Origin of the sequence: Stenotrophomonas sp. PvP093, from assembly GCF_017876915.1 — a bacterium.
Classification (GTDB): domain Bacteria; phylum Pseudomonadota; class Gammaproteobacteria; order Xanthomonadales; family Xanthomonadaceae; genus Stenotrophomonas; species Stenotrophomonas muris.
The window spans coordinates 384894-407780 of record NZ_JAGIOX010000004.1 but is presented as its reverse complement, the minus strand read 5'-3'; the positions used below and the strand labels follow the sequence as shown (position 1 = coordinate 407780).

Genomic DNA, 22887 nt, shown 5'->3' with positions numbered 1-22887 from the left:
TCGCCCCAGCCGGCCCGGCTCAGCCCTTCTGCTGCCGGTACCAATGCTCGATCAGGCCGCGCGAAATCGAGATCGGCGGCGACAGGCGGATACCCTGGCCATCGTCCTCCACGTCGCGCGCCAGTGCCGCGCCGACCTCGTCGGCACTGAACCAGCGCGCGTCTTCCAGCTCACCGTCCACGGTCGGCCGGTCATCCTGCGCCTGTGCGCGGAAGCCAACCATCAGCGCACCCGGGAATGGCCAGGGCTGCGAACCGAGGTACTGGCAGGCCGTCACCCGCACCTTGCTCTCTTCATGGACTTCGCGCACCACGGTCTGCTCGAAGGTCTCGCCGGGTTCGACGAAGCCGGCCAGCACCGAGTAGCGACGCGGGGCCCAGTTCGACTGCCGGCCCAGCAGCAGCCGGCCCTGGTTTTCCACGGCGACGATCACCGCCGGGTCGACACGCGGGTAGTGTTCGGTGGAACACTGCCCGCAGCGGCCGACGAAGCCACCACGGGCAAACGCCACGGCGCCGCCGCACACGCCGCAGAAGCGGGTGCGCGAGTGCCAGTACGACATGCCGCGGGCATAGCTGAAGGCGGTCGCATCGGCCATCGACCACAGCAGCGCGGCCTGGCGCAGATCAAGCCGGCGTGGTGCGCTGATGGTGACGTTGGTGGCTTCAACCGAGAACCACGCCTGCTCTCCGCGCAGGCCGAGGAAGATCGCGGCACCCGGGCCGCCGCCGATGTCGGCGCCGGTCAGCGCCAGTGGCTGATCGTCATCGCCGGTGAAGGCGCTGCCGTCCTGATCGAGCACGAGAATGCGCGCGCCCGGCCACAGGCGCGCCAGTGCATCGGCATCTTCGCGCAGGGCATCGGCGCGCTCCAGCGGTTCACCCACGAAGGCGAAACCGGAAAGCGGCGAAGGAGTATTGGGCATCCTGCAAGCGTGCCGCCAATCGATGCGGGTGGCAAGGTCGGCGCTGTGCGCAATCTGCCGTTGTGGATGCAGGAAGGATCATCCACGCATGGCGTGGATCTACCCGCTCTGGCAGGTGCCAACCCTGGTTGGCACATTCCGGCCACAGGCCTTTTACATGCTGAAGCTGCTGCCGCAGCCGCAGGTGGTCTTTGCGTTCGGGTTGCGGATCACGAACTGGGCACCGGTCAGGCTCTCGGTGTAGTCCACCTCGGCGCCCATCAGGTACTGCAGGCTCAGCGGGTCGACCAGCAGGGTCACCCCGCTGGTCTGTACCGCCAGGTCATCCTCGGCACGGTTCTCGTCGAACTCGAACCCGTACTGGAAGCCCGAACAGCCGCCGCCCTCGATGTACACACGCAGGGCCAGGTCGGGGTTGCCCTCTTCCTGGATCAGGGATTTGACCTTGGCGGCCGCCGACTCGGTGAAGTTCAGCGGGCGCTCCAGCGATTGGTAATCGGGCGCGGCAACCGGGGTGGCGCCGGGCAGGGAGACTAGCGTGCTCATGGTGCCAGCATGGGGGTGCCGGGGATGGCTTTCAAGCCATCGCCTCGGCCAGCTTGCGGCGTGCGGCGGTGTCGCCCTTGCTGCCATTGGCCTCATCGCCTTCCGGCGCCGGCAGGGCCGCCATCGGGGCGCTGGCATGGATCAGGCGGCCGTTCAGCTGGGCGCCCGCATTCATCTCCACCACCTGGTAATGGACGTTGCCATTGACCCGTGCGCTGGGGGTCAGCTCGACCTTCTCGGTGGCGTGTACATCGCCGTCCAGACGGCCGCTGATGACCACCACCTGGGCCCGGATCTCACCCTCGATCACGCCATGCTCGGCGACCGTCAGGGTCGCGCCGCTGGCGCCTTCGGTGGCGATCACCTTGCCGTGGATGCGACCTTCCACATACAGGCCACCACTGAATTCCACATCACCGCGGATCACCACCTGGTTGCCGATCAGGGCATCCACCACCAGCTGGCCTTCACGGTTGGATTTGCTGCTTCCGAACATCTGCCTACTCCCCTTTGCTGGCCGGCGCACCGGCCTGTTTCCAGTCGAATACCTGGGTGGTACCCCCCGTACCACTCCCCAATGTCACCCGCACGCGTTGCGGGGTGAAGTCAGCCGGCAGCATCACGCTGCCGGTGAGCTGCTGGAAGTACCGGAACGAGTAATCCTGTCCCGGCACCTTGCTGCGCTGGTGCAGATCATCCCAGCTGATCGTGGCCAGCTTGCCGTTCTTCACGCCTTCCACGGTGAAGCGCATCTGCCCCTGGCTGATGGCGCCGCGGTTGAGGTTCTGGGTCAGCACGGCGGTGTACTGCCAGGTGCCGGCCGCTTCCGGGCTGAACTCGATCGAATGGGTGTTCAGGCCCTTGCGCTGGCTGGTCGAACCCACCAGGCGCTCATAGAAGGCAACGTCGGCACGCAGGCCGGCGATTTCCTCATCGCGCTCGGCCAGCGAGGACTGCACCTCGGTATTGGCGGCGCGGCTGATGCGGTCGGAGGCTTCCAGCGTGGCCTGCTTCTGGCGCAGCTCGGTCAGCTGCGCCTGCAGCGTCTCGGCGCGCTTCTCGGCAGCCTGCAGGCGCTGGCCCTGGGCATCGCGTGGCGTGGCCATCCAGCAGCCACCCAGCACCGCCAGCACCAGGCTGAGCAGCCAGATGCCGCCGATCACCAGCAGGCGGCGACGGTCGGCCGGCGGTTGCGGCGCGCCGGGCAGGCGTACCTGCACGCGCATGGGAGGACGGTTGGTCATGGGTGGTTTCCGGGGTATCGCGAGGGCGACACCGGTACGGCCCCTGTGGCAAACGACGGGCTAGTGTATGACAGGACGGGTGGGTTTCCTGCGCCGTGGCCGGCCACGGTCTGTGGCGTTCAGGCATGCCATCGTCGATAGTGTGGTCCCCTGCACAGTTCCGTCGCCGGAGCATCGCCATGACCGAAGCCCACTTGTTCGTGATCGGCATCCTGCTGGCCTGGCTGGCCGGCATCCGCGTCTACCTCACCGTGTTCGGCGTCGGCCTTGCCGGCCTGCTCGGCTGGGTCGACCTGCCGCCCGCTCTGCAGGCCACCGAATCCTGGTGGGTGCTGGGCACGTCGGCGGCGCTGGCCATCGCCGAGTTCTTCGCCGACAAGATTCCCGGCGTGGACTCGGTCTGGGACCTGGTGCAGACGCTCGCACGCGTGCCGGCCGGCGCGTTCCTCGCAGCGGCTACCCTGTCGCCGGACGGTCAGCTCGGCGCCGGCGCACTCGCCGCCGGTGCCGGCGTCGCCCTCGCCAGCCACGGCCTGAAGGCCGGTACCCGCGCGCTGCTCAATACCTCGCCGGAACCGGCCAGCAACTGGGTCGCCTCCGCCGCCGAGGACACCGTGGTAGTCGGTGGCCTGGCGCTGGCCCTGGCACACCCGTGGATCGCGCTGGTGGTGGTGCTGGCCTGCAGCCTGGCCGGCGCGCTGCTGGTGTGGCTGGTCTGGCGCGCGCTGTGGAAGGGCGTGCGCTGGCTGGCGCGCGGTGCATCGGCAGCACCGCCGGGGCACAGCAGTACCGGTTGAGCACCGGGCTTGTCGCATAATGGACGCGAACACCAGGAGCACCGATGGCCGCAAACGAATCCCCCGCGGGCGCCCGCCCGGGACGCGCTGAAACCCCTCCGGCCGATCATTGGCAGCGCTGGGCGCCCGAGGCGGCAGGCCCCGCTGTGGCCGCACCGACGGCTGCGACCCCGCCGCCCATCGCGACCGATGCCCCGGCGCCGGTCAACAGCGCACCGCCGCCGCTGCCCGGCCCGATCGCACTGGCCGAAGCCGGCAACAACGATCTGGCCCCGCCGCCCGCGGACTCGCCCTACCGCGTGCTGATCGTTGAAGACGATCGCGCCCAGGCGCTGTTCGCGCAGAGCGTGCTGCACGGCGCCGGCATGCAGGCGATCGTGCACAGCGATGCCGATGCCGCGCTGCAGGCGATCAAGGAGCACCGCCCCGACCTGATCCTGATGGATCTGCACCTGCCCGGGCTGGACGGCATGCGCCTGACCGCGCTGATCCGCCAGCAGCCCGGCCTGCAGCTGCTGCCGATCGTGTTCCTCAGCGGCGATCCGGATCCAGAGCGCCAGTTCGAAGTGCTCGACAGCGGCGCCGACGACTACCTGAGCAAGCCGATCCGGCCGCGCCACCTGATCGCAGCGGTGGCCAACCGCATCCGCCGCGCGCGTGCCCAGGCCGCGACCCTGCCGGGCGCCACCGGCGCACCGGCCACCAGCAATCCGGAAACCGGCCTACCGACGCGCCACCATGTGCTGCAGCAGCTCAACACCGCACTCGCCCACCGCGACCGGGGCGGCGTGTTCTTCATCGAAGTGGCCAGTGCGCTGGGCCTGCGCGAACGCTATGGCTATGCCGCGTTTGAACGGCTGATGGTGCAGGCCGGGCAGCGCCTGGCCGAAGCCGGCCATCCGCACCTGCTGGCGCGGCTGAACGACAACAGCTTCCTGCTGCTGGCCCGCAACGCCGACGAGGACGCCCTCGAAGGCATCGCCGCGAGCCTGCGCGAGCAGCTGTCGGCCCGCACCTTCGTGATCCGCGACGACGAATCCGTGCATCTGCGCGGCGTGGTCGGCTATGCGCCGCTGTCGCCGGGCTTCGAGGATGCCAGCAGTGCGCTGGAAGCGGTTGAGCGCACCACCCTGCAGGCGCGCCTGCTCAGCGCCGGCGTGGCGGGCCATGTGCATCGCCAGGCGGTCACCGAACAGGAACACCTGGCGCTGCTGGAGGGCCAGCTGGAACTGGCCTACCAGCCGATCGTCGCCGTGGCAGGCGGCAACACCGCGCAATACCAGTTGCTGCTGCGCCTGCGCCAGGCCGATGGCACGGTGCTGGCGGCCGGCCAGGTGATCCCCGCCGCGGAAGCCGCCGGGCGCATCGCCGACCTCGACCAGCAGGTGATGGACCACGCACTGGGCCTGCTGGATCTGTACCGGCACGCAACGCAGCCGCTGAGCCTGTTCGTCTCGCAGTCGCTGCGCACCCTGCAGCGCGATGCCTTCGCCGACTGGCTGCTGGAATCACTGCAGCAGCGTGACCTGCCTGGCAGTGCGCTGGTGATCGACGTGCGCCTGCCCGACGCACTGATCCACACCGTGCCGCTGCAGCAGTTCTGCCAGCGCATGGCCAGCGCAGGGGTGCGCTTCTGCCTGAGCCAGTTCGAACCCAGCGGCGAGGCCGATGCACTGCTGACCCAGCTGCCGCTGTCGTTCGTGCGCATGGCTGCGCGCTTCTCCAGCAGCCACTCCAATCCGGCCACGCGCGAGGAACTGCGCAAGACGATCGAACAGGCCCATGCCGCCGGACTGCAGATCATCGGCCAGCAGATCGAGGATCCGCAGGCTGCAGCGGCGATGTGGGTAGGCGGCGTCGACTACATCCAGGGCAACATGGTGCAGTCGGCCGGCAGCGACCTGAACTTCGACTTCCACAACGCGGTGCTCTGACGTGCCGCTGTGGGGCGTGCTGCTGGTTGCCCTTGCTGCGGCCGCCATCGCGCTGCTGCTGTTGGGCCTGCGCCTGCGCGCGCGCAACCATGCGCTGGCCCAGCTGCAGCGCACGCACAGTGCGCTGGCCGCCGAACGCGACCAGCTTCGCCATACCACCGAACGCCAGGGCCAGCTGGAACAACAGCTGCTGCAGGCCAAGCAGGCCGCCGAGGCGGCCGTGCTGGCCAAGGGCGAGTTCCTGGCCACGATGAGCCACGAGATCCGCACCCCGCTCAACGGCATCCTGCCGATGCTGGAGCTGATCGCACGCGGGCCGCTGGGCGAAGACCAGCGGCAGATGCTGGCCACCGCCTCGGCCAGTTCGCAACAGCTGCTGCGCATCGTCGACGACATCCTCGACTACTCCCGGCTGGAAGCGCAGGCGCTGGAACTGGAGATCACCAGCTTCAACCTGCGCGACCTGCTCGATGGCGTGGTACAGCTGATGCAGCGGGCCGCCGACGCCAAGGGCCTGGCCCTGGGCCTGCAACTGGATCCATCGGTGCGCCTGCCGGTGCGCGGCGACCCGGTGCGCCTGCGCCAGGTGCTGAGCAACCTGCTGGCCAACGCCATCAAGTTCACCGCCCGCGGCCAGGTGCAGCTGCGCGTGCTGCGCCTGGGTGAAAGTGCCGCGCAGCACCAGCTGCGCTTCGAGATCATCGATACCGGCATCGGCATCGACGACGCGCTGCAGGCGCGCCTGTTCCAGTCCTTCAGCCAGGCCGACGCATCCACCACCCGCATCTATGGCGGCACCGGCCTGGGCCTGGCCATCTGCAAGCGCATCATCGACCTGATGCACGGGCACATCGGCGTGCACTCCACGCCGGGCCAGGGCGCAACCTTCTGGTTCGAGGTCCCGCTGCTGAAGGTCGCTGGCGACCTGCCGGCGATGGCGCGCGCACCGGCACCGCTGCTGCTGTTCAGTGCCGATGCAACGCTGCAGGCACGTATCGAGCGCATCGCCGCCCACCATGGGCTGCAGGTGCAGGTGCTGGCACAGCTGGATGCCGTGGTCGAGCGCCTGCGCGCTCCCGCGCGGCCCGGACAACCGGCACCGGCATGGCTGCTGGTCGATGCCCGCGCACGCCGCAACGGTGAGGCCACGCTGCAGCTGGCGCTGAGTGAACGTGGTGACGACGATGCGCTGCAGGTGCTGTGGCTGCAGGAGGGCGCGCTTCCACAACGCCAGCGCCAGCGCCAGCTGCCCCCGCACTTCGACGATGCGGCCCTGCATGCACTGCTGGCTGCACCGGTCGCCCCCGCCCGCCCCGCTGCGCTGCTGGCCAGCGCGGACAACGAGCAACCGGCTGCCACGCTGCCGCCGTTGCATCTGCGTGTGCTGCTGGTGGAGGACAATACGGTCAACCGGATGGTCGCCGAACAACTGCTGCGCGTGTTCCAGTGCGAAGTGCGCAACGCCGCCGATGGCGAGCAGGCGCTGGCCGCCCTCCGCGAAGGTGGCGTGGACATCGTGTTGATGGATTGCCAGATGCCGGTGCTGGACGGCTACGCCGCCACGCGCCGCTGGCGCGCCGAAGAAGTGGAGACCGGGCGCGCGCGCCTGCCGATCATCGCCATGACCGCCAACGCCATGGCCGGTGACCGCGAGCGCTGCCTGCAGGCGGGCATGGACGACTACCTGTCCAAGCCGATCGCGCGCGCCACGCTGCATGCGCTGCTGCTGCGTTGGGGTGGCGGCAAAGCTGCATCACCTGGACAACCTTCTGTGGAGTCGTCTGTAGAGCCGAGCCGTGCTCGGCTGACGGCCAGTTGCACTCCCACTCCATCAGCCGAGCATGGCTCGGCTCTACAGGAGACGACAAGCCAAGCCGCGCCGAAACCGGTGATCGACCGCGACGTGCTGGATGAACTGCACACCGTGATCGGCGACGCTGCCACCCAGATCGTCATGGTCTTTCTTGAAGATGCGCCGGTGATGGTGCAGCAGTTGCAGCTGGCCGCGCAGAACGGCGATGAGCTGCGCTTGCAGGCCACAGCGCACAGCCTGAAGTCATCGAGTGCAAACGTCGGCGCATTGTCGCTGTCGGCGATCGCGCAGCGGATCGAGCACGAAGCCCGTAGTGGCAGCCTGCAGCGCCCCGCGGTGGCGGTGGCGCTGCTGGTTGCGGAATTCGCCCGGGCGCGTGTTGCACTGACGGGCTACCTGGCACAGCACCGCGCCGGCCAGGGCGGCTGACTCACTCTTCCAGCTTGCTCAGCAGGTACTTCGGCTCGCCGATACGCTCGATCAGGTCCAGCTGGGTTTCCAGCCAGTCGATGTGCTCCTCTTCCGAATCGAGGATCTTCACGAACAGCTGGCGGCTGACGTAGTCGCCAACCGAATCGGAATAGGCCACGGCCTCGCGCAGGGTGACCACGCCATCGCGTTCCAGCGACAGGTCGCACTGCAGGATCTCGGTCGGGTTCTCGCCGATGCGCAGCTTGCCCAACGCCTGGAAATTCGGCAGGCCTTCAAGGAACAGGATGCGGTCGGCGAGCATGTCGGCATGCTTCATCTCGTCGATCGATTCCTTGTACTCGTGTTCGGCCAGTTCCTTGATGCCCCAGTTCTTCAGCATCTTGGCGTGCAGGAAGTACTGGTTGATCGCGGTCAGCTCGTTGTAGAGGACCTTGTTGAGGAATTCGATGACCTTGGTGTCGCCCTTCATGGGGGTGCTCCTGCACGCTGAAAACGCAGGCACTTTAACGCCTCGCGTGCGCTCGTGAAGGAACGCGAATCGTGCGCATTGGCCTGCGCGGCCGAAGGTGAAGGATGCGAAAGCGCGGCGTCAACGCGCCGCGAAAAGGCGATCAGGCGACCTGCGCCAGGCCCAATACCGGCAGCGGCAGATCGTGGGTCGCACGTGCCTTGGCCAGCAGGTCGCCGGCCATGTCCAGGCAGGAACCGCAGGTGGCACCACAACCGGTACGCATGGTCAGTTCGGCCACCGTGCTCACGCCATGGCTGGCGGCTTCGCGGATCTGGTGGTCGGTGACTCCGTTGCAGATGCAGACGTACACAGGCGTGAACCGGGCTGACAGGCCACAAGCGGCCTGGTGGCTATTCCAATGGAAACGAGAATGGTTGTCAATCAGAGCCCTGAACCATTCTCGATACCGTTCAGCCGGTCAGCTGGCCGGGCCGTCGCCCGTGACCTTCTTCGGCCAGTACCCTCGGGTCCGCGGGCGCTTGCGCGGGCGGTCGTGCCCGGCGGTGTGGCCCGGCATCCAGGCCTCGGCGGCGCTCTTGGGCATGGCGGTGACGCCCTGCCCGGCCACGCCGCGCGCCAGTGGCGCCAGGTGTCGCAGGGCACGCGCATAGACGCCGCGTTTGAACATTACCACGTGCTCTACCGGGTACCAGAAGTCGACCCAGCGCCAGTGGTCGAACTCGGGCGAGTCGGTGTGGTCCAGCGTCACATGGGATTCGTCGCCGGTCAGGCGCAGCAGGAACCAGACCTGTTTCTGGCCGATGCAGACCTGCCGCTCGTTGCGGCGGATGGCCCGCGCCGGCAGCTTGTAGCGCAGCCAGCCGGGCGTGGCCCCGAGCACTTCCACATGCTCAGGCAGCAGGCCGGTCTCTTCCTGCAGTTCACGATACATGGCCTCGACAGGCGTCTCGTCGGTGTTCATGCCACCCTGCGGGAACTGCCAGCCATCCCGGCGCACGCGTCGTGCCCAGAACACCTGGCCGTCCTGCCGCATCAGCACGATGCCGACGTTCGGTCGATAGCCGTCCGGATCGATCACGATGCGGACTCCTAAGAAAATCTACTGGTCGGGACTATCCCATGCCCTCTGTCGGCCCACAAGCACGACACAAAAGTGTTGACAGGGTCGATACACATCCGCAGAATAGCGGGCTCACCAAGGCTATGTAGCTCAGCCGGTTAGAGCACAGCACTCATAATGCTGGGGTCGGTGGTTCGAGTCCACCCATAGCCACCACACTGAAAATCAAGTTGTTTTTCAGTGTGAAAAGTGAGAAAATAGTTGCACGTTTTGCCCCGTCGCCAAGCGGTAAGGCACCTGACTCTGACTCAGGCATTCGGTGGTTCGAATCCATCCGGGGCAGCCAAATTAAAAGCAAAAGGCCAGATCGAAAGATCTGGCCTTTTGCTTTTAATTTGGTCGCGCATTCCACCTTATCCCCGCGCCTGTCGGCGCCCCCCCCCCCCCCCCCCCCCCCCCCCCTTGAACAACAAGGGGGCTCCTCTCCAGAGAGAGGCCCGGGGTCGGATCCTTTTCCAAAGGAAAAGGCTCTGACCCCACCCCTTCCGAGATGCGAAACCCCGGGTAGTGCCGGCCGCTGGCCGGCAACCACGAAATGCCTGACTCCAAAACGACAAAAGCCCGGCCGAAGCCGGGCTTTTGCTTTTCCAACCAGCGGGCTCCCGCAGGAGCCCAACCAGGCGCGGTAAATCAGCGCTTGGAGAACTGGGTGGCGCGGCGGGCCTTGTGCAGACCGACCTTCTTACGCTCGACTTCGCGGGCGTCACGGGTCATGAAGCCGGCCTTGCGCAGCTCGGACTTCAGGGTTTCGTCGTACTCGACCAGCGCACGGGCGATGCCCAGGCGGATCGCACCGGCCTGGCCGGTGGTGCCGCCGCCAGCGGCGGTGACCAGGATGTCGAAGCTTTCGGTGTTCTTGGTCAGCTCGAGCGGCTGGCGCACGATCATGCGCGCGGTCTCACGACCGAAGAACTCGTCCAGCGGACGACCATTGACGGTGATGTTGCCCGAACCCTTGCGCAGGAACACGCGAGCGGTGGAGGACTTGCGGCGGCCAGTGCCGTAGTTTTGAGTGATAGCCATGATTAGATATCCAGAACCTGCGGCTGCTGTGCGGCGTGCGGATGCTCAGTGCCGGCGTAGACCTTGAGCTTGCGGTACATCTGGCGACCCAGCGGGCCCTTCGGCAGCATGCCCTTCACGGCGATCTCGAGCACGCGCTCCGGGTGGCGCTCCAGCGCCTGGGCCAGGGATTCGGTCTTCAGGTTGCCGATGTAGCCGGTGAAACGGTGATACATCTTGTCCTGCAGCTTCTTGCCGGTGACGGCAATCTTTTCTGCATTGATGACGACCAGGTAGTCGCCGGTATCAACGTGGGGGGTGTAGACCGGCTTGTGCTTGCCGCGCAGACGGCGGGCCAGCTCGGTGGCGAGACGGCCCAGGGTCTTGCCCTCGGCGTCGACGAGGTACCAGTCGCGCTGGACGGTCTCGTTCTTGGCAGTGAAAGTGCTCATGAAGAACTCTAGGTTAGGTCGGGCTCATTGCGGCGAAGGACTCGCCGGAACTCTGCCACGCGTTGTGAAAGGTGAAGCGCAAGAGGCGGGATTGTACGCAGGTCACGCCCTCGGTGCAAGCTGGCCCTGCCCCGGGTTGGCAGGGGAGCGGGGGCGGGCGAGAATCGGCGGGTCTCCCGCCCCACCGCGTGCCGCCATGACCGTGCTCCGCCAGACCACCCCGCTGGACCACCTGCTGACCGAGGCGCAGCGCGCCCTGGACACGGTGTTCGGCAACCCTCCGGCGGCCCGCCCCTACCCGGCCGCAGGCACCGGCGAGCCGGGCATGGACCGCGCCCAGCGCCGCCACGCCGCGGGGCTGATGCGGATCAACCATGTCGGCGAGGTCTGCGCACAGGGCCTGTACTTCGGCCAGGCGGCCGTGGCCCGCGACCCGGCCACCCGTGAACACCTGCTGGAAGCGGCCCAGGAAGAGACCGATCACCTGGCCTGGTGCGCGACCCGGCTGGATGAACTGGACAGCCGCCCGAGCCTGTTCAATCCGCTGTGGTACGCCGGCAGCTACACCATCGGCACCCTGGCGGGTCTGCGCGGCGACGGCTGGAACCTGGGCTTCGTGGTTGAAACCGAGCGCCAGGTGGAAGCCCATCTGGACGAGCACCTGGTCGACCTGCCGGCCGGCGATCTGCGCAGCCGCGCGGTCATCCAGGTGATGAAGGAAGACGAGGCCCGCCATGCGGAGCACGCCGAACAGGCCGGCGCACGCCGCCTGCCGTTCCCGATCCCGGGCGCGATGGCGCTGGCTTCCAGGGTGATGAAGACCATCGCCTACCGCATTTGAAGGGTCGCCCGCACCAACGGTGCGGGCCTACCAGGAGGTGCGGGGGCGACGGTGGGGCCCGACCGTTGGTCGGGCCATCAATCAGTTCGGCGAGACCAGCTTCAGGCCGATCACGCCGCCTACGATCAGGCCCACGCAGGCCAGGCGGGCCGGCGACGCACTGTCGTTGAACAGGTAGATGCCCAGCACCGCCACGCCCATGGCGCCGATGCCGGTCCAGATCGCGTAGGCGGTGCCGACGGGGATGCTCTTCATCGCCTGGCTCATCAGGTACAGGCTGATCAGGGCGGACACCACCGTGGCAACGGTGGGCAGGGGTTTGCTGAAGCCTTCGGAGTACTTCATTCCGAGGGCGAAACCGATCTCGAACAGGCCGGCCAGCAGCAGATAGATCCAGGGCATGGGTGGGGGCTCCTTACCTTTTTGGGAAAAACGAAACGGCCCGGTGTTTTCACACCGGGCCGTGGGTCGGTACATCACCGTGGAACTGTAACGCGTGCGAGGCACTGGTTCCACGGGGCGGGTCGTCCCGCCTGGGCGGCGATGCCTGCGGGCATCGCACATGGGGCTTACTCGGACAGGTTCCGGCCGTGGAACAGCTCTTCGATCTCGCGCTTGAGCAGCGCTTCGATCTTCATGCGTTCCTTGAACGACAGGTTCTTGGCCTTTTCCTCGAACAGGTACTGGTCCAGGTCGAAGTCCTTCAGGTGCATCTTCGTGTGGAAGATGTTTTCCTGGTAGACGTTGACGTCGAACATCTCGTAACGCGACTTGATGTTCTTGGCCAGGAAGTTCTGGATCGAGTTGATCTTGTGATCGATGTAATGCTTCTTGCCCTTCACATCGCGGGTGAAGCCACGGACACGGTAGTCCATGATCACGATGTCCGATTCCAGGCTCTCGATCAGGTAGTTCAGGGCCTTCAGCGGCGAAATGACGCCACAGGTCGCCACGTCGATGTCCGCGCGGAACGTCGCGATGCCTTCCTGCGGATGGGTTTCCGGGTAGGTATGGACAGTGATGTGGCTCTTGTCCATGTGCGCGACCACGGCGTCGGGAATCAGCTCCTTGCCGGCCTGCTTCTTGTCGATCACCGGCTCTTCGGAGATCAGGATGGTCACCGAGGCACCCTGCGGGTCGTAGTCCTGGCGGGCCACGTTCAGGATGTTGGCACCGATGATCTCGGCGACATCGGTCAAGATTTGAGTCAGCCTGTCGGCGTTGTACTCTTCATCGATGTATTCAATGTAACGCTGACGCTCCTCTTCGGTGCGCGCGTAACACACGTCATAGATGTTGAAGCTCAGCGCCTTGGTGAGGTTGTTGAAACCCTGCAGCCTCAGGCGAGGCAACGGCTTGACCACGGCGGTCGATTCCTGTGTAAGAAGGGAAAGGGGGAATTATGGGGCAAACTGCCCCCGGGGGGAACGTGAAGACGCAAGAGTTCTGGCACACTGTTTGCCCTTAACAATTGCGCTGGTTAAGCTCCGCTATCGACCCCGTGAATCCGTTCATGCGCAGAGGGAGCGCCCCTATCGTGTCAACCGTGCGCCTAGCTAGCAGTCCACTGGCCCTGGATATCGCCACAATCGATCGTTTCCTGGCGCACAGCCACAGGCGGCGATATCCCACCCGTACCGACGTCTTCCGACCCGGTGACCCGGCGGGAACCCTGTATTACGTCATCAGCGGCTCGGTTTCGATCATGGCCGAGGAAGATGACGATCGCGAGCTTGTGCTGGGCTACTTCGGTGCCGGCGAGTTCGTCGGCGAGATGGGCCTGTTCGTCGAATCGGACCGCCGCGAGGTGATCCTGCGGACCCGTACCGCCTGCGAGCTGGCTGAAATCAGCTACGAGCGCCTGCATCAGCTGTTCCTCGGCCCGCTGTCGGCCGACGCCCCGCGCCTGCTGTACGCGCTGGGCCAGCAGATCTCCAAGCGCCTGCTCGACACCAGCCGCAAGGCCAGCCGCCTGGCATTCCTGGACGTTACCGACCGGATCGTGCGCACCCTGCACGACCTGGCGCAGGAACCGGAGGCGATGAGCCATCCGCAGGGCAGCCAGCTGCGCGTCTCCCGCCAGGAGCTGGCACGCCTGGTCGGCTGCTCGCGGGAAATGGCCGGCCGCGTGCTGAAGAAGCTGCAGACCGACGGCCTGCTGCATGCCCGTGGCAAGACCGTGGTGCTGTACGGCACCCGTTGACCGTTGAGCACCCGGTGGGTGCGGACCTTGGTCCGCACTCCTTCGCGCGCTAGGCTCGGGGCATGGAACTGAGCAGCGAATTCTGGTGGTTCATCCTCATCGGCCTGGGCGCACAGCTGGTTGACGGCGCGCTGGGCATGGCGTTCGGCCTGGTGTCTTCGTCGGTGATGCTGAGCATGGGCCTGCCCCCGGCGCAGGTCAGCGCCAGCATCCACACCGCTGAAGTGTTCACCACTGGCGCCTCGGGTGTGTCGCACCTCGCAGCCGGAAATGTCGATAAGCGCCTGTTCCTGCGCCTGGCCCTGCCTGGCGCGGTGGGCGGTGCCGTGGGCGCGTACGTGCTCACGCAGATCCCGGGCGAGATCATCCGGCCACTGATCTACCTGTACCTGCTGGTGCTGGCGATCATCATCCTCGCCCGCGCGGCCGGACGCTGGATGCCCAAGGGCGAGATCCGCCGGGTACCGGTGCTGGGCTTCTTCGCGGGCCTGCTCGACGCCAGCGGTGGCGGCGGCTGGGGGCCGATCGCCACGTCCACCCTGCTCGCCCGGGGTGGCCAGGCGCGCACCACGATCGGCACGGTCAATGCGGCGGAGTTCGTGGTCACGCTGACGGTGTCGGCGACCTTCCTGCTGTCGATGGGGGTGCAGCACCTGCAGATCGTCGCCGGCCTGCTGATCGGCGGCATGATGGCCGCGCCGGTAGCGGCCATCCTGGTCAAGCGGGTGAAGGAGCGCTGGGTGCTGGTGGCCGTCGGCGTGCTGGTGCTGGGGATCAGCCTGTTCCAGATTGGCCACGCGGTGTACGGGCACCTGTACCGCTGAGCGTTTGCCGGCCAGCGGCCGGCACTACCGGGACAGAGAAGCGCCGGCACAACCGCGACGGAGAAGGGTAGTGCCGGCCGCTGGCCGGCAGATCCATCACCGTGCGGCGGGATCAGGCCTTGTCGCCGCCCCGGTCCACGCAACCCCAGTTGAGGATGCGGGTGCCCGCCGGCAGCACGCGGCGGAAGAACGCCACCCGGCCCGGCTTGGGGTTCACCACTACCGGCGCCTTGGCCGCCAGCAGCAGCGGCAGGTCGGCGGTGCTGTCGGAATAGGCGATATCGATGTCGCCGTAGCCGCGCTCGCGCAGCATGCGCATCTTCTCTTCATTGTGGCAGTGGCGGGTCGGGCCGACGCCGCCCAGCCGTGGGCCGACCTCGGTGCCGATCACCGGTACGTCCTGGTGGGCCACGAAAGCCAGGATCGCGCGCGCCAGCTCCGGCGGCGCACCTGTGGCAACCACCACGCGGTCGCCCTTGGCGCGGTGCGCGGCGAACACCTCCAGCGCCTGCGGCAGCAGCTTGGCGCGCATCTGCGCCTGGTTGCGCAGCACATAGGCGTCGATCACCTTGTTGAAGTCACGCGCACGGTGCAGGCCGAAGCTGCCGATCCACACATAGACCGAGATGCCCGCGCGACGGGTCGGCAGCATCGCCACCATCGGCCCGGCGATCGGCGTGACCAGCAGCGCCGCCAGCATGCGCAGCGGGTTGCGCTTGATCAGCGAGGCGAACAGGTGGGTGCCCGAATCCCCGTCGTACAGGGTGTGGTCGAAGTCGAAGACCACCAGCGGCGCATCCTCGCGCGGCGTTGGATAGTGCGTTGTCATGCCGCGAAGAATAGCTGACGCAGGCCCTCGCCCGGCTCTTCCACGCGCATGAAGGCTTCGCCGACGAGGAAGGCATGGATGCCGGCGTCACGCATCAGCGCCACGTCCTGCGGGCCAAGGATGCCGCTCTCGGTGACCAGCAGGCGGTCACGCGGCACCGCGTTCTGCATGTCCAGCGTGGTCTGCAGCGACACTTCGAACGTGCGCAGGTTGCGGTTGTTGATGCCGATCATCGGCGCCGGCACCTGCAGCGCACGCTCCAGCTCGTCGATGTCGTGCACTTCCACCAGCACGTCCATGCCCAGCGACAGCGCCAGTTCGGACAGCGTGGCCAGCTGGGTGTCGTCCAGCGCGGCGACGATCAGCAGGATGCAGTCGGCGCCCAGCACGCGTGCCTCGTACACCTGGTAGGCGTCGATGACGAAGTCCTTGCGCAGCACCGGCAGCGTGCACGCCTCGCGCGCCTGCTGCAGGTAGGCGTCGGCGCCCTGGAAGAAGTCCACGTCGGTCAGCACCGACAGGCAGCTGGCGCCGCCGAACTCGTAGCTGACGGCGATGTCGGCCGGGCGGAAGTCCGGGCGGATGACGCCCTTGGACGGGCTGGCCTTCTTCACCTCGGCGATCACCGCTGGATCGCCGTTGGCCACCGCCGCCTGCAAGGCGCGCACGAAGCCACGTACCGGCGGGGCGCTGGCCACGGCGGCCTGCAGCGCCTCGAGCGGGCGCTGGGCGCGGCGCTGGGCCACTTCTTCGGCCTTGCGGGCCAGGATCGTCTGCAGGATGTCGCTCATCGTCTTCGGTTCGGTGCGGGGGCGGTGAGGACGGCCATTATCGGCCATCGACGGGGTCAGGCTGAACCGCGCGCTCAGGCAACCAGCGCGCGGGTGGTCTCAACATACTGCTGCAGGCGCTGGCGGGCACTACCGTTGGCGATGGCGGCACGGGCGCGGGCCAGGCCGTCGCCGATGTCGCTGGCCACGCCGGCAACGTACAGCGCGGCGCCGGCATTCAACGCAACGATGTCCAGCGCCGGGCCGGGCTCGTTGTCCAGTACCGCGCGCAGCATCTGGATGGACTGCTCCGGGCTGTCCACGCGCAGGTTGCGGCTGGCCGACATGGCGATGCCGAAGTCCTCCGGGTGGATCTCGAACTCGCGCACCTTGCCGTCGCGCAGTTCGCCCACCAGCGTGCCGGCACCCAGCGAGATCTCGTCCATGTTGTCGCGGCCCCAGACCACCATGGCGCGCTCGGTGCCCAGCTCGCGCAGCACGCGGGCCTGGATGCCCACCAGATCGGGATGGAACACGCCCATCAGCACCGACGGCGCGCTGGCCGGATTGGTCAGCGGGCCGAGGATGTTGAAGATGGTGCGCACGCCCATCTCGCGGCGTACCGGCGCAACGACCTTCATCGAAGGATGGTGGATCGGCGCGAACATGAAACCGATGCCGGTCTGCTCGATGGCGGCGGCCACCTGATCCGGCTGCAGTTCGATCACCGCGCCCAGCGCTTCCAGCGCGTCGGCACTGCCGGACTTGGAAGACACGCTGCGGTTGCCATGCTTGGCCACGCGCGCGCCGGCGGCGGCCGCGACGAACATCGAGCAGGTGGAGATGTTGAACGTGTGCGAGCCATCGCCACCGGTACCGACGATATCAACCAGGTTGGAGGTATCGGCCACCGGCACTGGCCGGGCGAATTCACGCATCACGGTGGCCGCCGCGGCGATCTCGTCCACGGTCTCCTTCTTCACGCGCAGCCCGGTGAGGATGGCGGCGGTCATCATCGGCGAGACGTCGCCGCGCATGATCTGCCGCATCAGGTCGACCATTTCGTCGAAGAAGATTTCGCGGTGTTCGATGGTGCGATGCAGGGCTTCCTGGGGGGAGAAGCTCATGGGAATGCTCCTTGGATCAGGCCGCCGGGCGCTGCAGGAAATTGCGCAGCAGGGCGTGGCCGTGTTCGGTGAGGATGGATTCGGGATGGAACTGCACGCCCTCCACCGGGAACTGGCGGTGGCGCAGGCCCATGATCTCTTCGATCGAGCCGTCGTCGTTCTCGGTCCAGGCGGTCACTTCCAGCACATCGGGCAGGCTGTTCTTGTCCACCACCAGCGAGTGGTAGCGGGTGGCCTGGTAGCGGTCCGGCAGGCCGGCGAACACGCCCTTGCCTTCATGGCGGATCGGCGAGGTCTTGCCGTGCATGATGTTGCCGGCACGGATGACCGTGCCGCCGTAGACCTGGCCGATGCCCTGGTGGCCCAGGCAGACGCCGAGGATCGGCGTGGTCGGGCCCAGGCGCTGGATCAGCTCCAGCGACACGCCTGCTTCGTTGGGCGTGCACGGGCCGGGCGAGATGACGATGCGCTCGGGCTTCTGCGCGGCGATCTCGTCCACGCTCATCGCATCGTTGCGCACCACCTTCACCTCGGCGCCCAGCGTCTGCAGGTACTGCACGAGGTTGTAGGTGAAGCTGTCGTAGTTGTCGATCATCCACAACATGGTCAGGTTCCGTCGCTTATGAGGAAAATGGCGTACACGTTTTCGGTGTAGGTGATGGGGCCGGCTTCCACCGACTCGCGCAGGCGCGAGCCCGTGGTCTCGATGCTGTTCATCGGTGCCTCGGGCGCAGGCGGCGAGGGCGGCGTCACCAGATCCCCACTGCTGGGCCAATTGCCCGCCTGCACGCCATAGGCGAAGTTCGGCGCCACATCGGAGATGCTGTACAGGCCACGCACTCTTGTTCCATAGGCCTTGGCCAGGCCCAGCGCGGACTCGCGGGTCTGGGCCGCTGCCTCGCCCTTGAGTTCGCGGCGCAGCGCCACTTCGCCCGAATAGGTCGGCGCCAGGCTGCTCACCTGTACGTTCTCGTTGGCCTTCAACGCCCCCAGCACATCCTGCATCGCCTTCACGCTGGCGAAGCTGGCACGCAGCTGGCGCGATACGCGGGTACCGATGAAGACCTGCCGGTTCTGCTCATAGCGCGTGGCCGGGCCGATCCGCAGGTTGTCCGCACGCACGCTGCCCTCCACCGCCTTGTGCTGCTTGAACAGTGCCAGCACGCGGGCAACGTTGTCCTGCACGCGGCGGCGCGCGGCGTCGGCGTCCATGTCGGTCTCTTCGATGTTCAACTGCAGGCCGAACCGGTCCGGCATCACCGTGCGGCTGCCCTGCCCCTTCACCAGCAGGTGCGGCTGTGAGGGAATCGTGTTGGCCTGCGCCCACGCAGACGGGGCCATCGTGGCCAGCAGTGACGACCACAGCAATGCGCTCAGCAGCTTCATGCGGTACTCCTTGTCTTGAATGGGAACAGCGGAAGGTGCCGCGGCGCAGGCCACGGCACGGGGAGGATCACAGGCCCTTGGCGGCCTGGGCGACGGCGCGGAACAGCGCGCGGCCCTTGTTCATCGTCTCGTCCCATTCCTTGTCCGGGTCCGAGTCGTAGACGATGCCGGCACCGGCCTGCACGTACAGGCGGCCCTCCTTGATCACCGCGGTGCGGATCGCGATCGCGGTATCGGCATCGCCATGCCAGCCGATGTAGCCGATGCTGCCGGCGTAGACATTGCGCTTGATCGGTTCCAGCTCGCGGATCACTTCCAGCGCGCGGATCTTCGGCGCGCCGCTGACCGTGCCGGCCGGGAAGGTGGCACGCAGCACGTCGGCATAGCTCAGGCCCGGCTGCAGCTGCCCGGTCACTTCGCTGACGATGTGCATCACGTGGCTGTAGCGTTCGATCACGAACTGCTCGCCCACCTCCACGGTACCTGCCTTCGAGACGCGGCCGGCATCGTTGCGGCCGAGGTCGATCAGCATCAGATGCTCGGCGCGTTCCTTCGGATCTGCCAGCAGCTCGGCTTCCAGCGCCAGGTCCAGCTCGGGCGTGGCGCCACGCGGGCGGGTGCCGGCGATCGGGCGCACGGTGACTTCGCCATCCTGAAGGCGTACCAGGATTTCCGGCGATGAACCGACCACCTGCAGGTCGCCGACATCCAGGAAGTACATGTACGGCGACGGGTTCAGTGCACGCAGCGCGCGGTACACATCCACCGGGCGCGCCTTGAACGGCACGCTCAGGCGCTGGCTGAGCACCACCTGGAAGATGTCACCGGCGCGAATGTATTCCTTGCTGCGCTGGACCGCATCGACGAACCCTTCGCGGGTGAAACCGGAGACGAAGTCGGACTCGTCCAGCACGTCGCTGTTGAGCGGCGCCGGATAGCCGGCACCCGGTGCACGCAGCTTCGCAGTCAGTGCATCCAGGCGCGCCTGCGCCTGTTCGAAGGCGCCGTCGACGCGCGGGTCGGCGTGCACGATCAGGTATAGCCGGCCCTTGAGATTGTCGAACACCGCCAGCTCGTTGGAGTCCAGCAGCAGGATGTCCGGCGTGCCCAGCTCATCGCGGCCGGCCGGCGGGGCCAGGCGCGGCTCGATGTAGCCGATGCACTCGAAACCGAACCAGCCGACCAGGCCACCGGTGAAGCCCGGCAGGCCGTCCAGCTTCGGCACCGAGTGGGCGCTGCGCAGCGCCTCGACCTCGGCGAACGGGTCGGCCACTTCGCGGGTGTCCACCACCTGGCCGTCTTCGCGCACGGTCAGCGTGTGGCCATGGAAGGCGTACACGCGACGCGCCGGCAGGCCGATGATCGAGTAACGACCAAAGCGCTCGCCGCCTTCGACGGATTCAAACAGGTAGGTATTGGGGCCGTCGGCGAGCTTCAGATAGACCGAAAGCGGCGTGTCCAGGTCGGACAGCACTTCACGGACGACGGGAATATGGGTGTGGCCTTCAGCGGCCTGCTGCTGAAACTGAGCGTGCGAGTTCAAGACGACTTTCCTTCCGGGACACAGCGTTATGGGGGCGGACGACGGCAACGGGCCACCATCGCCACCAACGGCGTGCGGAAGAAAGGGTATGCGGGGTCGTCAGGCTGGACACCCCCTGACTGTATCGCAGCCGGGGCGGGAGGGGAACCCTGTGAAACTGAACCACCGGACGGCCGAGCCGGCCGCGGGGACCGGTGGCGCGGACCGGTAGAGTCGACTGTTGGTCGACTTGCGCGCGTAGCGCGGGGTTTTACGCCGTCGGAACGAAAAGCAGTCGGCCAACAGTCGACTCTACCCCCTACCCAGCCAGCAACGGGCATCCGGTCGGCAGGTGCATACGCACCCTGCCCGGCACGCACGCGATGCGGAACTGGCGGGCCTGGACTGGTTCGCCGTCCAGGTTGAGGGTCAACGGGCGCTCGGACTCCACCTGCAGCCACGGCAGCCGCGCGCGCGTGGCCAGCTGTTCGAGCGCCGCCTGGGTGCCCGACTTCAGCATCTGGCCGAGCGTGGCGGTGACCTCACCTTCCAGTTCCGGAAGCACGGTGACATCCAGCAGCCCATCGTCGATCACGGCCTGCGGGCACAACTGCTGGCCACCGCCGGCCTGCCGGCCATTGCCGATGCCCAGGGCGATGAAGTCGCCTTCCCACGCGAAATCCGGGCCGGACAGCCGCGCGGTGATCGGCTCGATGCGGCCCAGCTTGGCGATGCCGGTGATCACATAGGCCAGCCCGCCCAGCATCTTCTTCAGGCCGGCATCGGTCTCCACCGTCACCTGCGTGCCGAAGCCACCGCTGGCGAGGTTGGCGCACCACCAGGGCGTGCCATCGGCATCCACGCGCAGCAGATCGATGGCACGCGGCGTGGTTTGTCCGATCAACGCAAACGCGCCCTCAGGCTCGGTCGGAATACCCGCAGCCGTGGCGAAATCGTTGGCGGTCCCCATCGGGATCAGCGCCAGCGAGGGCAGCGCATCCGCCGCTTCCTCACGATGCGCCAGGGTTTCGGCCACCGCGCTGAGCGTGCCATCACCACCGGCGGCAACGATCACGTCCACGCCATGATCGATGGCCTCGGCCACGTAGCGTTCGGCGTCACCGTCCTCCCAGGTCACCCGCACGTCCAGCTGCACGCCCTGCCCGCGCCAATGGCCGACAGCCTCGCGCAGTTCCTCGTTGCCTGCGGATTTGCCATTGAGGATCAGGCGCCAGCGCGGGGTGGTCATGCGGTACTTCCAGGAGGGGATGGCACAGGCTAGCAATGCGCTGTTTGCCCGCGGTGAATGTCACGCAGGTGTCATTCAGTTGCTGGAGAATGGAAGGCCATAGCAGGGACGATGGATGGAGGCAGGATCAGCCTCCCACGCATGCAGCGAGGCCACGCCAGTGATTGGCGTGGCTTTTTTTTCCCAGCAATAGATCCACGCCATGCGTGGATGCACGTCATCTCACCCGTTGGCGAAATCGTGCAGCGCCTGGCCCTGCAACCGGTACACGGTCCACTCGTCCTGCGGCCTGGCACCGGCAGCGGTGTAGAACTCGATGGCCGGGGTGTTCCAGTCCAGCACCGACCATTCGAAACGGCCGCAGCCCTCGGCCACGGCCTGGCGCGCGATGTACTTCAGCAGTGCCTTGCCGGCGCCCGCACCGCGCTTTTCCTGGCTGACGTAGAGGTCTTCCAGGTAGATGCCCTTGCGGCCCAGCCAGGTGGAATAGTTGTAGAAATACACCGCATAGCCGATGGCCTCGCCGTCGGCTTCGCAGATCAGTGCGCGTGCCGTGGCATCGGGTCCGAACAGGCTCTCGGCGATGCCGATCTCATCGGTCTGCACCGAGTGCTCGGCCTTCTCGTAAATGGCCAGCTCGCGGATGAAATGCAGGATCAGACCGGCATCGGCCACGGTGGCCGGGCGGATGTTCAACACGGCCACCGTGCTCATGGTTCAGCCCCGCGCCGCGGCAACGTTGGCGCGCATCTGCGCGATCACGTCCTGATAGCTGGTCTTGGCATTGAAGATGGCCGAACCGGCGACGAAGGTATCGGCGCCAGCGGCAGCGATCTGGCCGATGTTGTCGGCCTTCACGCCACCGTCGATCTCCAGGCGGATGTCCTTGCCGCTGGCGTCGATCATCTTGCGCACGACCTTCAGCTTGTCCAGCGCCGAGGGGATGAAGGCCTGGCCGCCGAAGCCCGGGTTGACCGACATCAGCAGCACCAGGTCCAGGTCATCCAGCACCCAGTCGAGGATGTCCACCGGAGTGGCCGGATTGAGCACGATGCCCGGCTTGCAGCCCAGCGAGCGGATCAGCTGGATGGTGCGGTGCACGTGGCGGCTCGCCTCCGGGTGGAAGCTGATGTAGGTGGCACCGGCCTCGGCGAAGTCCGGGATGATGCGATCCACCGGCTCGACCATCAGGTGCACGTCGATCGGCGCGGTGACGCCATGCTTGCGCAGCGCCTGGCAGACCATCGGGCCGATGGTCAGGTTCGGCACGTAGTGGTTGTCCATCACGTCGAAGTGGACCCAGTCCGCGCCAGCGGCGAGGACGTTGTCGACTTCCTCGCCGAGGCGGGCGAAGTTGGCGGACAGGATGGAGGGGGCGATGAGGCAGTTGGACATGGCC

26 protein-coding genes and 2 tRNA genes are annotated in these 22887 nt (G+C 67.0%); 8 read left to right on the top strand and 20 right to left on the bottom strand.

All coding sequences use genetic code 11. The features are described 5' to 3' along the window. Positions 1 to 19 precede the first annotated feature (19 nt). From nudC to J3A72_RS04590, 4 genes are all read right to left on the bottom strand, one after another. Positions 20 to 925, bottom strand: a complete 906-nt coding sequence (gene nudC, locus J3A72_RS04605; protein ID WP_053494960.1) for an NAD(+) diphosphatase — start codon at positions 923 to 925, stop codon at positions 20 to 22. A 153-nt stretch (positions 926 to 1078) separates the two neighbouring features. Then, positions 1079 to 1471 (bottom strand): iron-sulfur cluster insertion protein ErpA, encoded by a 393-nt coding sequence (erpA, locus tag J3A72_RS04600; protein ID WP_005419789.1) that lies wholly within the window; start codon positions 1469 to 1471, stop codon positions 1079 to 1081. Positions 1472 to 1502: 31 nt separating this feature from the next. Then, positions 1503 to 1967: a polymer-forming cytoskeletal protein gene (locus J3A72_RS04595; RefSeq protein WP_049440055.1), complete on the bottom strand. Its 465-nt coding sequence runs from the start codon at positions 1965 to 1967 to the stop codon at positions 1503 to 1505. Positions 1968 to 1971: 4 nt separating this feature from the next. Then, positions 1972 to 2715 (bottom strand): DUF6776 family protein, encoded by a 744-nt coding sequence (locus J3A72_RS04590; RefSeq protein ID WP_005411304.1) that lies wholly within the window; start codon positions 2713 to 2715, stop codon positions 1972 to 1974. Between the two features lie 179 nt (positions 2716 to 2894). Between J3A72_RS04590 and J3A72_RS04585 the strand changes: the two genes are divergently transcribed. The 3 genes from J3A72_RS04585 to J3A72_RS04575 are packed head-to-tail and all read left to right on the top strand — an operon-like array spanning position 2895 to position 7688. Continuing rightward, on the top strand, positions 2895 to 3512 hold the full coding sequence (locus J3A72_RS04585; protein WP_014648657.1) for a DUF4126 domain-containing protein: 618 nt from the start codon (positions 2895 to 2897) through the stop codon (positions 3510 to 3512). A gap of 44 nt (positions 3513 to 3556) precedes the next feature. Continuing rightward, a complete protein-coding gene (locus J3A72_RS04580) occupies positions 3557 to 5446 on the top strand; it encodes an EAL domain-containing protein (RefSeq protein ID WP_075075636.1) in 1890 nt (629 codons plus the stop codon). 1 nt (position 5447) lies between these two features. Continuing rightward, entirely contained in the window at positions 5448 to 7688 is a 2241-nt protein-coding gene (locus J3A72_RS04575) for an ATP-binding protein (protein ID WP_075075637.1), read from the top strand. 1 nt (position 7689) lies between these two features. Here the strand turns inward: J3A72_RS04575 and bfr are convergent, their stop codons facing one another. The 3 genes from bfr to J3A72_RS04560 all read right to left on the bottom strand — a co-directional run bounded on the left by bfr (position 7690) and on the right by J3A72_RS04560 (position 9241). Beyond that, entirely contained in the window at positions 7690 to 8160 is a 471-nt protein-coding gene (bfr, locus tag J3A72_RS04570) for a bacterioferritin (protein WP_005419804.1), read from the bottom strand. A gap of 142 nt (positions 8161 to 8302) precedes the next feature. Then, positions 8303 to 8512 (bottom strand): bacterioferritin-associated ferredoxin, encoded by a 210-nt coding sequence (locus J3A72_RS04565; RefSeq protein ID WP_005411309.1) that lies wholly within the window; start codon positions 8510 to 8512, stop codon positions 8303 to 8305. A gap of 108 nt (positions 8513 to 8620) precedes the next feature. Continuing rightward, positions 8621 to 9241, bottom strand: coding sequence for an RNA pyrophosphohydrolase (locus tag J3A72_RS04560; protein ID WP_014648660.1), 621 nt, complete (start codon positions 9239 to 9241; stop codon positions 8621 to 8623). A 121-nt stretch (positions 9242 to 9362) separates the two neighbouring features. Between J3A72_RS04560 and J3A72_RS04555 the strand changes: the two genes are divergently transcribed. After that, a tRNA-Met gene (locus tag J3A72_RS04555) sits at positions 9363 to 9439 on the top strand. 55 nt (positions 9440 to 9494) lie between these two features. Then, a tRNA-Gln gene (locus J3A72_RS04550) sits at positions 9495 to 9569 on the top strand. Positions 9570 to 9913: 344 nt separating this feature from the next. Here J3A72_RS04550 and rpsI read toward each other — a convergent pair. Further along, the gene (rpsI, locus tag J3A72_RS04545; RefSeq protein WP_005411311.1) at positions 9914 to 10306 is read right to left on the bottom strand and encodes a 30S ribosomal protein S9; all 393 of its coding nucleotides are present in this window, start codon (positions 10304 to 10306) and stop codon (positions 9914 to 9916) included. Between the two features lie 2 nt (positions 10307 to 10308). After that, positions 10309 to 10737: a 50S ribosomal protein L13 gene (rplM, locus tag J3A72_RS04540; protein ID WP_075076635.1), complete on the bottom strand. Its 429-nt coding sequence runs from the start codon at positions 10735 to 10737 to the stop codon at positions 10309 to 10311. Positions 10738 to 10933: 196 nt separating this feature from the next. Here rplM and coq7 point away from each other — a divergent pair, with 196 nt between their 5' ends. Beyond that, a complete protein-coding gene (gene coq7 / locus J3A72_RS04535) occupies positions 10934 to 11578 on the top strand; it encodes a 2-polyprenyl-3-methyl-6-methoxy-1,4-benzoquinone monooxygenase (RefSeq protein ID WP_075076636.1) in 645 nt (214 codons plus the stop codon). Between the two features lie 81 nt (positions 11579 to 11659). On the opposite strand, the gene sugE is transcribed toward coq7, so the two are convergent. Then, positions 11660 to 11980: a quaternary ammonium compound efflux SMR transporter SugE gene (sugE, locus tag J3A72_RS04530; RefSeq protein ID WP_075076637.1), complete on the bottom strand. Its 321-nt coding sequence runs from the start codon at positions 11978 to 11980 to the stop codon at positions 11660 to 11662. A 167-nt stretch (positions 11981 to 12147) separates the two neighbouring features. Continuing rightward, complete coding sequence (gene speD, locus J3A72_RS04525) at positions 12148 to 12942, bottom strand: adenosylmethionine decarboxylase (RefSeq protein WP_014648662.1); 795 nt, start codon at positions 12940 to 12942, stop codon at positions 12148 to 12150. Positions 12943 to 13091: 149 nt separating this feature from the next. On the opposite strand from speD, the gene crp reads away from it, so the two are divergent. Further along, positions 13092 to 13781, top strand: coding sequence for a cAMP-activated global transcriptional regulator CRP (gene crp, locus J3A72_RS04520; RefSeq protein WP_010482649.1), 690 nt, complete (start codon positions 13092 to 13094; stop codon positions 13779 to 13781). A 62-nt stretch (positions 13782 to 13843) separates the two neighbouring features. After that, the gene (locus J3A72_RS04515; RefSeq protein WP_010482650.1) at positions 13844 to 14605 is read left to right on the top strand and encodes a sulfite exporter TauE/SafE family protein; all 762 of its coding nucleotides are present in this window, start codon (positions 13844 to 13846) and stop codon (positions 14603 to 14605) included. Between the two features lie 112 nt (positions 14606 to 14717). Here the strand turns inward: J3A72_RS04515 and J3A72_RS04510 are convergent, their stop codons facing one another. The 9 genes from J3A72_RS04510 to rpe form a co-directional block, all read right to left on the bottom strand. Then, positions 14718 to 15434, bottom strand: a complete 717-nt coding sequence (locus J3A72_RS04510; RefSeq protein WP_005419826.1) for a haloacid dehalogenase-like hydrolase — start codon at positions 15432 to 15434, stop codon at positions 14718 to 14720. Beyond that, complete coding sequence (gene trpC / locus J3A72_RS04505; protein WP_008264665.1) at positions 15431 to 16225, bottom strand: indole-3-glycerol phosphate synthase TrpC; 795 nt, start codon at positions 16223 to 16225, stop codon at positions 15431 to 15433. Before trpC ends, J3A72_RS04510 begins: the two co-directional genes overlap by 4 nt. Positions 16226 to 16299: 74 nt before the next feature. After that, positions 16300 to 17331 (bottom strand): anthranilate phosphoribosyltransferase, encoded by a 1032-nt coding sequence (gene trpD, locus J3A72_RS04500; protein ID WP_049404517.1) that lies wholly within the window; start codon positions 17329 to 17331, stop codon positions 16300 to 16302. A 16-nt stretch (positions 17332 to 17347) separates the two neighbouring features. Then, a complete protein-coding gene (locus tag J3A72_RS04495; protein ID WP_014038739.1) occupies positions 17348 to 17935 on the bottom strand; it encodes an aminodeoxychorismate/anthranilate synthase component II in 588 nt (195 codons plus the stop codon). Positions 17936 to 17937: 2 nt separating this feature from the next. Continuing rightward, a complete protein-coding gene (locus J3A72_RS04490) occupies positions 17938 to 18717 on the bottom strand; it encodes an SIMPL domain-containing protein (protein WP_075076638.1) in 780 nt (259 codons plus the stop codon). Between the two features lie 67 nt (positions 18718 to 18784). After that, positions 18785 to 20260, bottom strand: a complete 1476-nt coding sequence (trpE, locus tag J3A72_RS04485; RefSeq protein ID WP_075076639.1) for an anthranilate synthase component I — start codon at positions 20258 to 20260, stop codon at positions 18785 to 18787. 298 nt (positions 20261 to 20558) lie between these two features. Next, positions 20559 to 21488, bottom strand: a complete 930-nt coding sequence (gene yegS / locus J3A72_RS04480) for a lipid kinase YegS (protein WP_075076640.1) — start codon at positions 21486 to 21488, stop codon at positions 20559 to 20561. A 222-nt stretch (positions 21489 to 21710) separates the two neighbouring features. Further along, on the bottom strand, positions 21711 to 22193 hold the full coding sequence (locus tag J3A72_RS04475; RefSeq protein WP_075076652.1) for a GNAT family N-acetyltransferase: 483 nt from the start codon (positions 22191 to 22193) through the stop codon (positions 21711 to 21713). Positions 22194 to 22205: 12 nt separating this feature from the next. Beyond that, the gene (rpe, locus tag J3A72_RS04470) at positions 22206 to 22883 is read right to left on the bottom strand and encodes a ribulose-phosphate 3-epimerase (RefSeq protein WP_075076641.1); all 678 of its coding nucleotides are present in this window, start codon (positions 22881 to 22883) and stop codon (positions 22206 to 22208) included. Between the last annotated feature and the right edge of the window lie 4 nt (positions 22884 to 22887).

What these genes read in the sequence shown, in the direction of transcription:
- coq7 (WP_075076636.1), top strand. Translation starts at nt 10,934, where the DNA reads ATGACCGTGCTCCGCCAGACCACCCCGCTGGACCACCTGCTGACCGAG.
- sugE (WP_075076637.1), bottom strand. Translation starts at nt 11,980, where the DNA reads ATGCCCTGGATCTATCTGCTGCTGGCCGGCCTGTTCGAGATCGGTTTC.
- rpe (WP_075076641.1), bottom strand. Translation starts at nt 22,883, where the DNA reads ATGTCCAACTGCCTCATCGCCCCCTCCATCCTGTCCGCCAACTTCGCC.
- J3A72_RS04510 (WP_005419826.1), bottom strand. Translation starts at nt 15,434, where the DNA reads ATGACAACGCACTATCCAACGCCGCGCGAGGATGCGCCGCTGGTGGTC.
- trpD (WP_049404517.1), bottom strand. Translation starts at nt 17,331, where the DNA reads ATGAGCTTCTCCCCCCAGGAAGCCCTGCATCGCACCATCGAACACCGC.
- J3A72_RS04495 (WP_014038739.1), bottom strand. Translation starts at nt 17,935, where the DNA reads ATGTTGTGGATGATCGACAACTACGACAGCTTCACCTACAACCTCGTG.
- J3A72_RS04580 (WP_075075636.1), top strand. Translation starts at nt 3,557, where the DNA reads ATGGCCGCAAACGAATCCCCCGCGGGCGCCCGCCCGGGACGCGCTGAA.
- J3A72_RS04595 (WP_049440055.1), bottom strand. Translation starts at nt 1,967, where the DNA reads ATGTTCGGAAGCAGCAAATCCAACCGTGAAGGCCAGCTGGTGGTGGAT.
- yegS (WP_075076640.1), bottom strand. Translation starts at nt 21,488, where the DNA reads ATGACCACCCCGCGCTGGCGCCTGATCCTCAATGGCAAATCCGCAGGC.
- nudC (WP_053494960.1), bottom strand. Translation starts at nt 925, where the DNA reads ATGCCCAATACTCCTTCGCCGCTTTCCGGTTTCGCCTTCGTGGGTGAA.
- erpA (WP_005419789.1), bottom strand. Translation starts at nt 1,471, where the DNA reads ATGAGCACGCTAGTCTCCCTGCCCGGCGCCACCCCGGTTGCCGCGCCC.
- J3A72_RS04590 (WP_005411304.1), bottom strand. Translation starts at nt 2,715, where the DNA reads ATGACCAACCGTCCTCCCATGCGCGTGCAGGTACGCCTGCCCGGCGCG.
- J3A72_RS04585 (WP_014648657.1), top strand. Translation starts at nt 2,895, where the DNA reads ATGACCGAAGCCCACTTGTTCGTGATCGGCATCCTGCTGGCCTGGCTG.
- J3A72_RS04515 (WP_010482650.1), top strand. Translation starts at nt 13,844, where the DNA reads ATGGAACTGAGCAGCGAATTCTGGTGGTTCATCCTCATCGGCCTGGGC.
- trpC (WP_008264665.1), bottom strand. Translation starts at nt 16,225, where the DNA reads ATGAGCGACATCCTGCAGACGATCCTGGCCCGCAAGGCCGAAGAAGTG.
- crp (WP_010482649.1), top strand. Translation starts at nt 13,092, where the DNA reads ATGCGCAGAGGGAGCGCCCCTATCGTGTCAACCGTGCGCCTAGCTAGC.
- rpsI (WP_005411311.1), bottom strand. Translation starts at nt 10,306, where the DNA reads ATGGCTATCACTCAAAACTACGGCACTGGCCGCCGCAAGTCCTCCACC.
- bfr (WP_005419804.1), bottom strand. Translation starts at nt 8,160, where the DNA reads ATGAAGGGCGACACCAAGGTCATCGAATTCCTCAACAAGGTCCTCTAC.
- rplM (WP_075076635.1), bottom strand. Translation starts at nt 10,737, where the DNA reads ATGAGCACTTTCACTGCCAAGAACGAGACCGTCCAGCGCGACTGGTAC.
- J3A72_RS04490 (WP_075076638.1), bottom strand. Translation starts at nt 18,717, where the DNA reads ATGAAGCTGCTGAGCGCATTGCTGTGGTCGTCACTGCTGGCCACGATG.